Annotated in this window: 13 protein-coding genes; 7 read left to right on the plus strand and 6 right to left on the minus strand. The window is 52.9% G+C overall.

Annotation, left to right across the window (positions count from 1 at the left end; all coding sequences use genetic code 11):
* Positions 1 to 98: 98 nt before the first annotated feature.
* Positions 99 to 953 (plus strand): 2,3,4,5-tetrahydropyridine-2,6-dicarboxylate N-succinyltransferase, encoded by an 855-nt coding sequence (gene dapD, locus PMI41_RS04825; RefSeq protein WP_008122375.1) that lies wholly within the window; start codon positions 99 to 101, stop codon positions 951 to 953.
* On the opposite strand, the gene PMI41_RS04830 is transcribed toward dapD, so the two are convergent.
* Positions 950 to 1,966: a 2-dehydropantoate 2-reductase gene (locus PMI41_RS04830; protein ID WP_008122378.1), complete on the minus strand. Its 1,017-nt coding sequence runs from the start codon at positions 1,964 to 1,966 to the stop codon at positions 950 to 952. The two genes, dapD and PMI41_RS04830, sit on opposite strands and share 4 nt — an antisense overlap.
* A gap of 83 nt (positions 1,967 to 2,049) precedes the next feature.
* On the opposite strand from PMI41_RS04830, the gene dapE reads away from it, so the two are divergent.
* Positions 2,050 to 3,237: a succinyl-diaminopimelate desuccinylase gene (dapE, locus tag PMI41_RS04835; RefSeq protein ID WP_008122380.1), complete on the plus strand. Its 1,188-nt coding sequence runs from the start codon at positions 2,050 to 2,052 to the stop codon at positions 3,235 to 3,237.
* A 7-nt stretch (positions 3,238 to 3,244) separates the two neighbouring features.
* Entirely contained in the window at positions 3,245 to 3,859 is a 615-nt protein-coding gene (locus PMI41_RS04840; RefSeq protein WP_052025835.1) for a hypothetical protein, read from the plus strand.
* Here PMI41_RS04840 and truA read toward each other — a convergent pair.
* The 4 genes from truA to def are packed head-to-tail and all read right to left on the minus strand — an operon-like array spanning position 3,817 to position 6,559.
* A complete protein-coding gene (gene truA, locus PMI41_RS04845) occupies positions 3,817 to 4,596 on the minus strand; it encodes a tRNA pseudouridine(38-40) synthase TruA (RefSeq protein WP_008122384.1) in 780 nt (259 codons plus the stop codon). The two genes, PMI41_RS04840 and truA, sit on opposite strands and share 43 nt — an antisense overlap.
* The gene (locus PMI41_RS04850; protein WP_008122386.1) at positions 4,596 to 5,093 is read right to left on the minus strand and encodes an N-acetyltransferase; all 498 of its coding nucleotides are present in this window, start codon (positions 5,091 to 5,093) and stop codon (positions 4,596 to 4,598) included. The genes truA and PMI41_RS04850 overlap by 1 nt, the downstream gene beginning before the upstream one ends.
* Positions 5,090 to 6,019 carry a methionyl-tRNA formyltransferase gene (fmt, locus tag PMI41_RS04855; RefSeq protein WP_040853871.1) on the minus strand — a complete coding sequence of 310 codons (930 nt, stop codon included), beginning with the start codon at positions 6,017 to 6,019 and terminating at the stop codon, positions 5,090 to 5,092. The genes PMI41_RS04850 and fmt overlap by 4 nt, the downstream gene beginning before the upstream one ends.
* A gap of 9 nt (positions 6,020 to 6,028) precedes the next feature.
* Positions 6,029 to 6,559: a peptide deformylase gene (gene def, locus PMI41_RS04860; protein ID WP_008122390.1), complete on the minus strand. Its 531-nt coding sequence runs from the start codon at positions 6,557 to 6,559 to the stop codon at positions 6,029 to 6,031.
* A gap of 112 nt (positions 6,560 to 6,671) precedes the next feature.
* Between def and PMI41_RS04865 the strand changes: the two genes are divergently transcribed.
* Positions 6,672 to 7,910, plus strand: coding sequence for a DNA recombination protein RmuC (locus tag PMI41_RS04865; RefSeq protein ID WP_008122391.1), 1,239 nt, complete (start codon positions 6,672 to 6,674; stop codon positions 7,908 to 7,910).
* Here PMI41_RS04865 and PMI41_RS04870 read toward each other — a convergent pair.
* Positions 7,907 to 8,869, minus strand: a complete 963-nt coding sequence (locus PMI41_RS04870) for a cation diffusion facilitator family transporter (protein ID WP_008122393.1) — start codon at positions 8,867 to 8,869, stop codon at positions 7,907 to 7,909. The two genes, PMI41_RS04865 and PMI41_RS04870, sit on opposite strands and share 4 nt — an antisense overlap.
* A 152-nt stretch (positions 8,870 to 9,021) precedes the next feature.
* On the opposite strand from PMI41_RS04870, the gene PMI41_RS04875 reads away from it, so the two are divergent.
* The 3 genes from PMI41_RS04875 to PMI41_RS04885 all read left to right on the plus strand — a co-directional run bounded on the left by PMI41_RS04875 (position 9,022) and on the right by PMI41_RS04885 (position 14,118).
* Positions 9,022 to 11,037, plus strand: coding sequence for a hydantoinase/oxoprolinase family protein (locus PMI41_RS04875; RefSeq protein ID WP_008122394.1), 2,016 nt, complete (start codon positions 9,022 to 9,024; stop codon positions 11,035 to 11,037).
* 104 nt (positions 11,038 to 11,141) lie between these two features.
* On the plus strand, positions 11,142 to 13,319 hold the full coding sequence (locus PMI41_RS04880) for a malate synthase G (protein ID WP_008122397.1): 2,178 nt from the start codon (positions 11,142 to 11,144) through the stop codon (positions 13,317 to 13,319).
* Positions 13,320 to 13,338: 19 nt separating this feature from the next.
* A complete protein-coding gene (locus PMI41_RS04885; RefSeq protein ID WP_008122399.1) occupies positions 13,339 to 14,118 on the plus strand; it encodes a DUF2066 domain-containing protein in 780 nt (259 codons plus the stop codon).
* Positions 14,119 to 14,138: the final 20 nt, after the last annotated feature.

Consider the following 14,138-nt stretch of genomic DNA (forward strand, 5'->3'; position numbering starts at 1 on the left):
GATTCTTACCCAACATATGGTGCTGCGATTGACCCTCTCACAGACTTATCTTACTAGGCCATTGATATTAACTGCCCGTGTAATGGAGTGACCTTAAAATGTCCAAGCCCGATCTGAATGGCCTCGAAAAGACTATCGATAAGGCCTTCGAAGAACGCGATACCATCAGCACCGAGACTCGTGGCGAAATCCGCGACGCTGTCGAAACATCGCTCCTGCTGCTTGACAGCGGTGAAGCGCGCGTTGCCGAGAAACAGTCAGACGGAAACTGGAAGGTCAATCAATGGCTGAAAAAGGCTGTTCTTCTGTCATTCCGGCTTAATCACATGGGTATTATCGAAGGTGGCCCTGGTGGCGCGACCTGGTGGGACAAGGTGCCCTCGAAATTTGACGGTTGGGGTGCAACAGAATTTGCAAAAGCGGGTATCCGTACTGTACCAAACGCAATTGTACGCCGCTCTGCATATATAGCGCCCGGTGCCATCCTGATGCCGTCCTTCGTCAATCTTGGTGCCTATGTGGATGAGGGTACGATGGTGGATGCATGGGCCACAGTCGGCTCCTGTGCGCAAATCGGCAAGCATGTGCATCTTTCGGGCGGCGTGGGCATTGGCGGTGTTCTGGAGCCGATGCAGGCTGGCCCGACCATCATCGAGGACAACTGCTTCATTGGCGCGCGCTCGGAGGTCGTTGAAGGCTGCATCGTTCGCGAAGGTGCCGTGCTTGGAATGGGCGTATTCATCGGCAAATCGACGAAGATCGTTGATCGCGCAACCGGAGAAATTTTCTACGGGGAAGTGCCAGCCTATTCAGTCGTTGTTGCGGGCACGCTTCCGGGCAAACCATTCCCGAATGGCGAGCCGGGCCCCGGCCTCTACTGCGCAGTGATCGTCAAGCGTGTCGATGAAAAGACCCGCTCCAAGACATCGATAAACGAACTCCTGCGCGATTAAGCGCGGATTTCATCGACCGAGTGGCTGCGGAGGGGTTTCCCCTCTGCTTTCTTTACACAGGCTATTACTTTGGCTGAAAGTGGAGCAGCCAAGCCCTTTTCGCTGGCAAGTCTGATAACAACGCCCTGTAGATAGTCGATCTCGGTAGTGCGGCCTCGCGAAAAGTCTTCCCACATGGATGATCGGGCCCTCGGGTCGATAGCCAGCATCCTACGTGCGATGACGCGAAACAGGACGTCTGGCAACCGTAATATCCATGGAAGAATGGCGGGCTTTACGCCTTGAACCTTTGCGGGCCGAATATTGTGCGCCGTCATTGCTGCCAAACCTTCGCTCATCAGGTCCGCAACCAGCTTCCGCCAGTTCCTGTCTGCCAATTGTTGTGCCAGCGGGAGATTTGACAATGCGTTCGGTGCGTTGTTCAGGTTCATCAGCAACTTGCCCCAAAGAACGCCCTGTATGTCTGTATGCGATTGTACAGGCATGCTGGGGGTTGAGAGGACCTGAGGCAGCTCCGGCACATTATCGCCTATCAGGACTGTACCCTGCGTTGTGCGCCGGACTGTCAGTGGTTGTCCCGTCTCGTCAGACTGAACAACGTTGAATGGTACCATTCCGGCAACTACGGTCATCGTATCAGGCAAGAACCGGCGTAAAGTTTCTGCATTGCTGACACCGTTCTGCAGGCTTACGACAATTGTATTGTCCGGAGCAAACTGGCTGATGAGTTGAACGATTTCTTCTGTAGCGCCACTTTTGACGCTGACAAGAATGATTTGCGCCCCTGCAAACGCGATTTTGGGATCGCTGTTCAGTTGAAAACTGTCGGTCGAAACGAGATGCTCTGCTCCGTCCAGGTCGACGATCCTGAGACCGGATTGGCGCAATTTCGTCTCAGCTCGCGGCCTTGTAAAGAAATTTACGTTGCGATTTGCTGCTGCAAGACTTCCGCCAACATAACAACCAATAGATCCTGAGCCAGCTATAACAATGCGCGATTTATCGGAAACCATGGCATGTCCTTCAAACAAAAAGCGGCATAAAATCAGCCACGTGACGCGTGACAGGATCGCGCTTTTCCATTATCGCATTACACATGAAATCCTCTTTTGATCCAGTACAAAACCTTGCCCGCCTGATAGCGTGTCCTTCTGTAACTCCGCTTGAAGGCGGCGCGCTGACGGCAGTTCAGTCTATGCTCGCTCCATTGGGTTTTTCCATTGAAAGACCAATCTTCAGCGAGGATGGGACGCCCGATGTCGAAAACTTGTACGCGAGGCGCTCCGGCAATGGTCCACACCTCATGTTTGCGGGACATACGGACGTAGTTCCGGTCGGTGATGAGGCAGATTGGACTTATCCGCCGTTTTCCGCCACCATTCACAATGGCGAGATGTATGGACGTGGGGCGGTGGACATGAAGGGCGGAATCGCCTGTTTTGCAGCTGCAGTCGCCCGCTACCTCGAAAAAAATAAAGAGCTTAAAGGTTCGATCTCGTTTCTGATAACCGGCGATGAAGAGGGACCCTCGATCAACGGCACCGGAAAATTGCTGGAATGGGCGAAAGCCAAAGGCGAAAGCTGGGACGCTGCTATCGTTGGAGAGCCGACCAATCCCGATAAACTGGGAGACATGATCAAGATTGGCCGCCGTGGTTCACTGTCTGGCACAATTGTCGTGCGTGGCATCCAGGGACATGCTGCCTATCCGCATCTTGCCGATAATCCCATCCGCGGCCTGACAATGCTTGTCGACAGCCTGCTTTATCCTGCATTTGACAAGGGCACCAAGGATTTTCAGGCGACCAACCTTGAGGTTACGACGATCGATGTGGGCAATCCGGCAGTCAATGTCATTCCTGCTGAAGCCAGAGCGACTTTCAATATCAGGTTCAACGACACGTGGACCGACGAAACCCTGATGGCCGAGATTCATAATCGCCTCGACAAAGCTGCAGGTCGCCGCAAGTTGCGTCCCGGTAAAAAGACGCCGGTAAATTATGAACTGATCTGGCGTGACCGTCCAAGTCATGTTTTCCTGACGCATAATGAAAAGCTGATAGGAACGCTGACTTCATCGGTTGAGGCTGTAACAGGAAAGCGGCCACAGCTTTCAACGTCCGGGGGCACATCGGACGCCCGGTTTATCAAGGATTACTGCCCGGTGGTCGAATTCGGCCTTGTCGGCCAAACAATGCACATGGTTGACGAACGGGTAGCGGTTGCTGATCTGGAAACCCTGACCCAGATTTACGAACGTTTCATTGCCGATTTCTTTGCGTGAATAGTTGATGAGCGATTTGCCCGACTGGAACGAGATACAACGGAGCTTGCGAGGTGCCTGGCGCATGATGAACGGTCATGCAGATGGTCTCGACGATCTCGATTTTTCGGAAGACGGGTTCTGGCAGTCTTTCCACGCCATCACAATTTCCCTGCCGCCCCTTATATTGGGCTGGATTGCTCTTGCAAATGATGTGGCTTCGGTGCGCCCGCAAACGGGAAGTCGTCTTTCCACCATCGGAAGCGCTGCATTCATCGACCTCGCAGTATGGGTTCTGCCCATTGTAATATTGGCTTTTCTTGCCGGGCCACTTGGAATTGCCAAGCGCTTCAGCCCCTATGTCGTTGCGAGCAATTGGGGATCGGTAATCGGCTCGTGGCTGACAGCACCAGCAACGCTGGTGCGGACATTATTGCCTGAATGGCCGGCTCTGGTCGCCAGTATAAATCTGGCTATTTATGCGGTGATTGTGATTTTGACCTATAGGCTGGTCCATGTGGCATTGAAGAAATCTTACCTCTGGTCGGCCGGATTTTTTCTGGTGCTCATCATCGGATCGATATTGATGGTGGTCACGCTTCAAAACGCACTGGGAATTTTCGTGCCTGCGGTAAGCGGGTAATCTACGCCTATCAGGTATAATCCGTGAGGTGGAGCTACAGGCCCGCATGTCTGGCGGTCACGTGCTTCAAGCGCGGCGGTTACGTCATCCGCATCCCACCGCCCACAGCCGACTTCCTGCAAGGTACCGGCAAAGGACCTGATTTGATTGTGCAGGAATGATCGGGCGGATGCTCTGATTTCCACGATCTCGCCATTTCGGCTGACGCTCAAATGGTCCAAGGTTTTGACAGGGCTTTTTGACTGGCATTGCGTTGCGCGGAATGTCGTAAAATCATGTGTGCCGATCAGTCTTTGCGCGGCAATATGCATCGCCTCCACGTCCAATGGCTTTTTCACCCACCATGCGCGAAAGGCTTCCAGCGGAGCCGGAGGCCGACGATTAACAATGCGGTAGAGATAATGGCGTCCGGTTGCGGAAAATCGGGCATCAAACTGCGAACTAACAAGCTCGACATTCATAATGCTGATCGTTTCGTCCGCAAAAACAAGGTGAGCATTGAGCGCTTCGCGAACCTTCGAGCTACTCCAATCCTTGGTCAGGTCAACATGGGCAACCTGTGCACTGGCATGAACGCCAGAATCCGTGCGGCCAGCAGCACCGAGGGATATGGTTTCGCCACAAAACTTGAATATGGCTTGTTCAATGGCAGCTTGAACGGTGTGCCCGTTTTCTTGACGCTGCCACCCGGCATATGGGGTACCATCATACTCGACGGTAAGCTTATAGCGGGGCACTAAAGTGATCCAAACGCTGGAGAATAGTGCAGTGTGCCTGCCGACGGCGTATCGGCAAAAGCCAAGGCTTGCAGATACTCGCCCTGATAGACGCTCTCAAACCCCGCAGCGCGCTGACGGTCGTAACCAAACTTTGTGTAATAGGCGGGGTCGCCCAGAACGAATGATAATGTCTCGGCCTTGTCGGCAAGTATTTGATGTGCTGCTTTAATAAGCAGGCTTCCAACACCCTGTTTCTGAAAATCAGGAAGTACCGCCAAGGGTGCCAAAGCAACGGCATCACTGGCGTGATCGCCGGTAACTTTTACCCGGGAAAACAGGATATGCCCGACTGGGACATCAGCGATCAGGCCGACCAGTTCCAACACGACATCATTGTGGTCTCTTAGAGAGGACACCAGTTCGGCTTCACCACGATCACCGAAGGCAAGTTCAACAAGTTTGGCAACTTGGCTGTAATCGCCTGGTCTCACTTCCCTGATAGCAATAGCACTCATGGCAGCCGGTCACCCTGCACGATCTTGGCACCACGTTGAAATTCCTGTCCGTCCATGGCTTTGCCACCGGCCCGTTGCAATGTACGCAGACGAACAGCACCTTCGCCGCATGCAATACGCAAATCTTCGTCCAATACAGTGCCAGGAGCGCCTACACCTGTGGCGAGTACAGAACGCAGAAGTTTTATACGCTCAAGGTCATCACCAATTTCCATTTCGCACCAGGTGCCCGGGAATGGAGCCAGTCCACGAATGCGATTATGGACATCGATTGCCGGTTGGGTCCAGTCGATACGTGTCTCGACCTTGGTAATCTTAGAGGCATAGGTTACGCCTTCGTCTGATTGGGGCGTAAGAGTCAGGCTGTCGCGTTCAAGAGCAGCAGCGGCACGCACCATCAGGTCGGCCCCAGCCATGCTAAGCTGGTCATGCAATTCACCTGCCGTCATATCGGCAGTGATGTTGATTTTCTCGACCATGGCGACGGGGCCGGTATCGAGCCCTTCATCCATCTTCATTATCATGATGCCCGTTTCGAGATCACCAGCCATGATGGCGCGTTGGATCGGCGCGGCACCGCGCCAACGTGGGAGCAGCGAAGCGTGTCCGTTGTAACAGCCGAGGCGCGTGCCTTCGAGAATCTCTTTTGGCAAGATCAGGCCATAGGCGACAACGATAGCAACGTCGGCATTGAGATCGATGAAAGCCTGTTGCTCTTCAGGATCTTTCAGGCTCTTGGGCGTGCGAACCTGGATGCCGAACTGTTCAGCATTGCGATGAACCGGCGACGGCGTCAGCTCCAGACCACGGCGGCCTGCGGGGCGCGGCGGTTGGCTGTAGACGGCGACGATCTCATGTCCCTGACCAATCAGCGCGTTCAGGATAGGCACCGAAAAATCCGGCGTGCCCATGAATACTATGCGCAAACTCATCGGTTAAACCGCCAATCGGCTTGGCGGACGGTCTTTCGCAAGCTTCTTGAACTTCTTCACAACCATTTCCCGCTTGAGCCGGGAAATGTAGTCGATAAACAACACACCGTTCAGGTGATCAATCTCATGCTGAAGACACGTTGCCAGAAGTCCGTCCGCGTCTACTTCTTGAGCTTTGCCGTCAATGTCGAGATAGGAAACTCGCACCTGTTTTGGACGTTCGACTTCCGCGTAATAATCCGGGATCGAAAGACACCCCTCTTCGTAGACATTTCGCTCGTCGCTGGACCACAAAACCTTCGGGTTTATGTAGACTTGCGGCGCTTTAGGCTCATCTTCCTTGGCAAGATCGATCACCAGCATCTGGAGTGGTGTACCAATCTGGATTGCCGCAAGGCCAATGCCGGGTGCGTCGTACATTGTATCGAGCATATCTGCGGAAAATTTACGCAAATCCGCATCAAAGCTCTCAACAGGCTTTGAAATCTGTCGTAGCAGCGGATCGGGAAGGATGACGAGTGGTTTGATAGACATGCCCTTCACCTAATATCTCGATTTTCAGCCGTCAATGAGGCATCGAACCCAATCATAAAAATGTTCCTGTTTTGATCTCACATTTGACATTCGAATCGGTTAGTCTAACAGTATGGAACCTTCTATCTCTTTAGATCAGACGCTTTTTCAACTTGGTGCGACGTCTATATCATTGGGCGCTACACTCTTCGCTGGAGCAATTATCGCGTCCTTGGTCGTGATCTTTGCCATTATTGCTGTCATGCGCTCTGCTCGAATGCGGCTTGTCGCAGAGATACAGGCGGAAGACCGCGCGCGTGATGCGGAAGCGCGAATGGGAGAAATCCTGAAAAGCCAGTCCGAAATGCAAGGGCGCATGCAGACAATGGCCGAGCTTTTCGGTTCTCGCCAAGCTGAGCTCAATCAATCCATCCGGGAACGTCTTGATGGAATGACCAACCGCATCGGCCAGACAATGACCGAGCAAACCAAATCCACGCACGAAAATCTCGCCAAACTGCAGGAGCGTCTGGCGGTAATCGACACGGCGCAGAACAACATACAATCGCTGGCAGGGCAGGTTGTGCAATTGCAGGCGATTCTCGCCAACAAGCAGACCCGCGGAGCATTTGGGCAGGCACGTATGGAGGCAATTATTGCCGATGGCCTGCCACAGGGCGCTTACGAATTTCAGACAACGCTATCAAATGGAAGCAGGCCGGATTGTGTAGTGCGTATGCCAAATGGTGCTGCCAATCTTGTTATCGATGCCAAGTTCCCACTGGAAGCGTGGAACGCCATACGCGAATCCGAGACCCCTGATGGCAAGAAGATCGCGGGCAACCAATTCCGCCGCGATATTGAGATTCATATTCGCGATGTCGCGGAGAAGTACCTCATCAATGGCGAGACGCAAGATACAGCATTTCTATTCGTTCCATCAGAATCGATTTTTGCCGAAATTCACGAGAATTTTGAAGGCGTGATACAGAAGGCGCATCGCTCGCGCATTGTTATCGTGTCACCTTCATTGTTGATGCTCTCCATTCAGGTCATTCAGGCTGTGCTCAAGGATGTTCGCATGCGCGAGCAGGCGCATCTGATACAGGGAGAAGTCATACGGCTTATGGAAGATGTAGGCAGGCTGGACGATCGGGTCCGCCGTTTGCAAACTCATTTCGGTCAAGCCAACAAGGATATCGACGATATTCTGGTTTCTTCCGGCAAGGTTACCAAGCGTGGCCAAAAGATTGAAGCTTTGGAGTTTGCCGAAGCGCCTGTAGGTGAACCAGCCAAGTCTTCGGATCAAAGCCGTTCGGCAGCATCAACCACAGGTCAATTGCGATTGCGGGTGGTGGATGGCGAGGACTAGCCAGCTTCGATGATCTTCCGGCGAACCTCCCATGTTCCCGTGGTCTGGGGTTTCACAAAAAGCGTTACGATATCGGGATTGGCTTTTTTCAACGCAGATTCGATACGTTGAACGCAGGCTTCAATCTCCGGAGCCAGCACATGATCTTCAAATTCGACACTAAGGCCTGCCGCAATCTGTTTTGGACCCATATGGACTGTTAAAACGCCATTCGCCCGTTGAACGGCAGGGTCTTTATTGGCGATATCAAGTATTTGCTGCTCGACTTCCGGCAATGCAGCTTCGCCCATAAGCAGGCCCTTGCTTTCACGGGCAAGGAAGATCGCGGTTGCGCCGAGAATGACCGAAATTCCGATGGACGCAACGCCATCCAGCTCCGGCATATTGAATAATTGTGCGGCGGAAATTCCGACAAAAGCGATAATAAGTCCGAGCAAGGCAGCCGTATCTTCAAACAGAACGGTGAAAACGCTGGGATCCTTACTGATTCGCACCGCTTCGACATAGCCGAGCTTGCCTTTAACAGTGCGCAATTCCTTCAGCGCGATATACCATGAGGTGCCTTCAAACAGCATGGCAAAGCCAAGCACCACATAGTTGACAATGGGGTTAGCCACCGGTTCAGGGTCGATTATGTGGATTACACCCTCATAGAATGAAACCCCGGCCCCAACTGCAAAAACCAGCAGTGCGACGATGAAACTCCAGAAATAAAGCTCGCGCCCATGACCGAGCGGATGCGTTCTATCTGCTGGCCGGGCGGCGCGGCGAAGCCCATAAAGCAGCAAACCGCCATTTCCAGTATCGACCAAAGAGTGCACGCCTTCGGAGAGCATTGCGGAGCTGCCTGTGAAAAAGGCCGCAATGAACTTCGTTACTGCTATCAGAAGGTTGCCGAGTATCGCCGCGTAGATAACTTTTTTGGATCCGGCATGCGCCGTTGCCGATTGAGATGCCATGGAATGCCCCCTGTTATTCGGAAAACGCTGAATCTTTTGTATTGTTCCGGCCAAGGATAGTGCAATGACATGTTGCGGCAGCAACTAGTCGGTATGACGCTAGTGGTTTTACATTTCATGAGATAACTCTGCCTCAAACAATGCAGGGCATCATGACTGATTCCACAACAGGACAGGCAATTTTTCTGGGTCTGGATACCGGCGGTACCTATACCGACGCCGTCCTCTGGTCGGAACAACGTGGTGTAATTGCCAAGGCAAAAGCGCTGACAACACGCCACGATTTGAGCGTAGGCATTTCAGGTGCTGTAGATGCCATTATTGCAGAAGCGTCTGTGCGTCCGGCCGATATACGACTTGTGTCGATGTCAACAACTTTGGCCACCAATGCTTTGGTTGAAGGTCAGGGCGGACGCATTGCTTTGGTGATGATCGGTTTTTCCGACGCGGATATGGAGAAGGCGGGGCTCAGAAGCGCGCTGGGTACGGATCCGGTTATCTTTATACCCGGCGGCCATGATGTGTATGGCCGGGCTCAACCTTTCGATTCATCCATTCTTGAAGAGGCTCTGCCACGGCTGAAATCTGAAGTGACGGGCTTTGCTATTTGCGCATACTTTGCGGTACGCAATCCGGAACATGAGATTGCAATACGCGATCTTGTGCATGAGAAAACCGGACTACCTATTACCTGCAGCCACGAATTGTCCGCAAAGTTGAACGGTCCGAAGCGCGCGTTAACCACCGTGCTCAACGCACGGCTTATCGCAATGATAGATCGGCTTGTCGATGCAACAGAAGGCTTTTTGGACAAGCGCGGAATCCATGCGCCTCTGATGGTGGTTCGTGGTGACGGTGCGCTCGTCTCTGCTGCATTTGCACGCCACAGGCCAATCGAAACCATCTTGTCGGGTCCTGCGGCCAGCCTCGTCGGAGCAAGGCATATGACCGGTCTGGACAATGCGATCGTATCGGATATTGGCGGGACCACGACGGACGTTGCCGTGCTGGACGATGGCCATCCGCGACTGGACCCTAACGGTGCTACGGTTGGCGGTTTCCGTACTATGGTAGAGGCTGTGGCAATGCGCACATTCGGCCTTGGTGGCGATTCAGAGGTGTCGCTGGACGACAATGCCATGACGCCGAGCATCAAGCTTGGCCCGAGAAGACTGGTGCCCCTGTCTCTTCTTGCTGCCAATCATGGAGATGTCGTTATTCAGCATTTGGCGCGTCAGGTAAAGGCAGCCAATGCAGGACGTCTCGATGGTCGTTTCGCCCTTTTGACAGGTGTTCCGGCACAGATGGCTTCTGGTTTGAGCAAAGGCGAAGCCGAACTTTACGAGCGTATGACGGTTGAGCCGCAACCACTTGACCGGCTGCTGAATTCTGTTTCGCAGACGGCAGCAATAACGCGGCTGGTTTCGCGCGGACTGGTGCATCTTTCAGGCTTCACACCATCGGATGCCTGTCACGTTATCGGTTTGCAGAATAACTGGAATGCGGAAGCGGCACGTTATGGTGCTATTCTTTATGCCAGACGCAAAGATGGAGCCGGAAGGCCGTTTTGCGATACGCCGGAAGAAGTTTCACGCCGCACCTATGATGCGCTCATAAGGCGCTCGTCGGAGGTGGTTCTGGAAACTGTCTTTGCAGAGGACGGGCTAGAAGGGCAGGAGACGGTTGCAAGCACGCTCGTTCAGCGGACACTGTCGAGCAAAAGCGGAATCGCCGGTATCAAGCTACAGATTGATCGGCCTTTGGTGGGGTTAGGGGCATCCGCGCCGGTTTATTATCCTGCAGTGGGCAACCAACTTGGTGTTGAATGTATCGTTCCCGTTGATACTGATGTGGCCAATGCTTTGGGCGCAGTGGTCGGGCAGGTTCGGGTTTCGCTGGAAGCACATATAAGCCAGCCTGTAGAAGGTCTGTATCGCGTGATGGCTGGTGACGCTCTTCAGGATTTCCAGATTGAAGAGGATTCTATTGTATTCGCCGAAACAACGCTGAGGCGTCAGGTGCAACAAATGGCGCTTGATGCGGGGACTGATGAACCGCATATCACTATTGCCCGTCATATCAGCGCGGCTACGGTAGAAGATCAGCGAAAATTTATTGAAGCTGTATTGATTGCCACGGCATCAGGCCGCCCACGCATCGCACACTAACCCATTTCAATCGATACAGATTCCGGCACAACCCATTGGAGAATTGACTGGAAAGGCCTGTGCGTGTTCAAGGGTATTCAATGTAAAAGCATAAGGACGTGATCATGGTTGAGCGCATTGAAATTAATGGTCTGAAGGTGGCAGAAGAGCTTTACGATTTTGTCGTGAATGAAGCCATTCCCGGAACAGAAATCGATGCCGCACAGTTCTGGTCAGGTTTCGCACAGATTGTTGATGATCTTGCACCGAAGAATAGCGCCCTGTTGGCGAAACGCGATGCGTTTCAATTGAAACTGGATGATTTCTATAAAGGCAAACGGGAAAGCGGTTACTCTCAAGATGAGTACGAAGCTTTCCTGCGCGATATCGGTTACTTGCTGCCAGAAGGCGACAGGTTTTCTGTATCCACCAATAATGTTGACCCTGAAATCGCCGTAACGGCGGGGCCGCAGCTCGTTGTCCCCGTCATGAATGCCCGCTATGCGCTTAATGCCGCCAATGCCCGCTGGGGATCACTGTATGATGCACTTTACGGGACAGATGCTATTTCCGACGAAGGTGGGGCTGAAAAAGGCAAAACGTTCAATCCTGTGCGTGGCGCAAAGGTCATTGCCTGGGCCAAAAACTTTCTCGATGACAGTGCTCCGTTAAAGGGTGGGAACTGGGCCGATATTTCTGGATTTGCCGTTGAAGATGGAAAGCTCGTTCTCAAGTCCGGCGCTGCATCGGTTTCTCTCATTGATGAGAGCCAATTTGCGGGGTATCGCGGTGATCCTGCAAACCCGACTGCAATCCTGCTGGTGAAGAACGGACTGCACGTCGAGATTGTTATCAATGTGGATCATCCGATTGGCAGGACCGACAATGCGCATATAGCGGACGTCCTCCTCGAATCTGCTCTGACGACAATTCAGGACTGCGAAGATTCAGTTGCTGCAGTTGATGCCGAAGACAAGGTGATTGTCTATCGCAATTGGCTTGGCCTGATGAATGGCGATCTGGAAGACAGCTTTGAAAAGGGCGGAAAGACGGTTACCCGCAAGCTGAATCCTGATCGCGAATATACGGGCAAGGACGAGAAGCCGTTCACAGTGCCTGGCCGTTCTTTGATGCTCGTACGCAATGTCGGGCATTTGATGACCAATCCGGCGATCCTGGACAAGGATGGCAATGAGGTGCCTGAAGGCATCATGGATGCTGCGATCACTGCCCTCGCGTCACTGCATGACATTGGCCCGAAGGGCAGACATATGAATTCGCGTGCTGGTTCAATGTATGTTGTGAAACCGAAAATGCATGGCCCGGAAGAAGTTGCGTTTGCATCAGAATTGTTTGGCCGCGTTGAAACCCTGCTTGGAATGCAGTCAAATACAATCAAAATGGGCATTATGGATGAGGAGCGCCGCACAACGGTCAACCTCAAAGAGTCAATCCGCGCTGCAAAGGAACGGGTCGTTTTTATCAATACGGGCTTCCTTGATCGTACAGGTGATGAAATTCATACCTCAATGGAAGCCGGGCCTATGATCCGTAAGGGTGATATGAAACAGGCATCCTGGATCGGTGCCTATGAGAATTGGAACGTCGATGTCGGTTTGGAGTGCGGGCTTTCCGGCCACGCGCAGATCGGTAAGGGCATGTGGGCGATGCCGGATTTGATGGCGGCCATGTTGGAGCAGAAGATTGCTCACCCGAAAGCCGGTGCAAATACTGCGTGGGTGCCGTCACCGACAGCAGCCACGCTGCATGCAACGCATTACCACAAAATCAATGTTGCGGTGATTCAGGCGGGACTTAAATCGCGCGGGCGCGCCAAATTGAGCGATATTCTATCCGTTCCCGTCGTATCGCGACCAAACTGGACACCGGAGGATATCCAGCGCGAAATCGACAATAATGCGCAGGGCATTCTGGGTTATGTTGTAAGATGGGTCGATCAGGGCGTTGGTTGCTCAAAAGTGCCTGACATCAACAATGTAGGGCTCATGGAAGACCGCGCTACGTTGCGTATTTCTGCCCAGCACATTGCCAATTGGCTGCATCACGGTGTCACCAGTGAAGCGCAGGTGTTGGAAACGATGAAACGCATGGCTGCAGTCGTTGACAAGCAAAACTCCGACGACCCACTTTATCAGCCAATGGCCGGTAATTTTGAAGGATCTGTAGCTTTTCAGGCTGCATGTGAACTTGTTTTCAAGGGTCGTGAACAACCAAACGGCTATACTGAGCCTGTCCTCCATCGCAGGCGACTGGAGTTGAAAGACCAGAAAGCAAAAAGTTAATCAGATGTGGCGGCGTGGTATGTTGAAGTGCTGCGCCGCTTTCCTTTCCCTTGTACTGGTTCTGGGTGGTGTAGCTTTTGCGGCAGTCACAGACCTTTATAAGGCGACAGCTGTCGTCTCCGGTCGCAGTGAAGAAAACCGCACGATCGGGCTGGCTCTTTGTCTTGAGGACGTGCTCGTCAAAGTTTCGGGAGACCCTCGACTGATTGGTGATCCGAGAGTTGATACCCTGAGGCGCAAGGCTTCAGATCTGGTTAGTTCCTTTGATTATCATGACCGTCTTACGGGTGTACCGATTCATGACGAGCAGGGGTCATATGACCGGCCACACGATCTCACCGTGGAATTCAATCACAAGAAGATTGATGATGCTTTGGCATCGCTGGGTCGCAAGCCGTGGCTAAGTCCTCGTCCAAAGATTACGGCCTTTATTCTTGTTCACGGCATGAAGGACCGTTTTCAACTGACAAAGAACAGCAATGACAACATGCGGGACTCCCTTGCTGCTGCATCGGCCAAGGTAGGGCTTCCTGTTGTTTTGCCGGAAATGTTTGAGGAGCCTTCAGGCAGATTCCCACGATCTGGCAAGGACGTTGCGCTATATGGAGCCTTGCGATGGAGCGACGAGGCCTTGGGTTGGATTGCCGAGTGGGAGTTGGGTGCGGGCGGTCAAATCTATCGCTGGGGCGTGCGCGGCGTTGGTTATGACGATGCATTTCGAAACGCAGTTCGGGGCGCGGCACAGATACTCTCCGGAAATGGTCAGCCTGACGCGGCAGGTCAACTGATCTTGAAATGAGTGTGCTCTTGTTTGCCGAC

This window comes from Phyllobacterium sp. YR531 (assembly GCF_000282595.1).
Classification (GTDB): domain Bacteria; phylum Pseudomonadota; class Alphaproteobacteria; order Rhizobiales; family Rhizobiaceae; genus Phyllobacterium.

What these genes read in the sequence shown, in the direction of transcription:
- dapD (WP_008122375.1), top strand. Translation starts at nt 99, where the DNA reads ATGTCCAAGCCCGATCTGAATGGCCTCGAAAAGACTATCGATAAGGCC.
- PMI41_RS04830 (WP_008122378.1), bottom strand. Translation starts at nt 1,966, where the DNA reads ATGGTTTCCGATAAATCGCGCATTGTTATAGCTGGCTCAGGATCTATT.
- dapE (WP_008122380.1), top strand. Translation starts at nt 2,050, where the DNA reads ATGAAATCCTCTTTTGATCCAGTACAAAACCTTGCCCGCCTGATAGCG.
- PMI41_RS04840 (WP_052025835.1), top strand. Translation starts at nt 3,245, where the DNA reads ATGAGCGATTTGCCCGACTGGAACGAGATACAACGGAGCTTGCGAGGT.
- PMI41_RS04850 (WP_008122386.1), bottom strand. Translation starts at nt 5,093, where the DNA reads ATGAGTGCTATTGCTATCAGGGAAGTGAGACCAGGCGATTACAGCCAA.
- def (WP_008122390.1), bottom strand. Translation starts at nt 6,559, where the DNA reads ATGTCTATCAAACCACTCGTCATCCTTCCCGATCCGCTGCTACGACAG.
- PMI41_RS04865 (WP_008122391.1), top strand. Translation starts at nt 6,672, where the DNA reads ATGGAACCTTCTATCTCTTTAGATCAGACGCTTTTTCAACTTGGTGCG.
- PMI41_RS04870 (WP_008122393.1), bottom strand. Translation starts at nt 8,869, where the DNA reads ATGGCATCTCAATCGGCAACGGCGCATGCCGGATCCAAAAAAGTTATC.
- PMI41_RS04875 (WP_008122394.1), top strand. Translation starts at nt 9,022, where the DNA reads ATGACTGATTCCACAACAGGACAGGCAATTTTTCTGGGTCTGGATACC.
- PMI41_RS04880 (WP_008122397.1), top strand. Translation starts at nt 11,142, where the DNA reads ATGGTTGAGCGCATTGAAATTAATGGTCTGAAGGTGGCAGAAGAGCTT.
- PMI41_RS04885 (WP_008122399.1), top strand. Translation starts at nt 13,339, where the DNA reads ATGTTGAAGTGCTGCGCCGCTTTCCTTTCCCTTGTACTGGTTCTGGGT.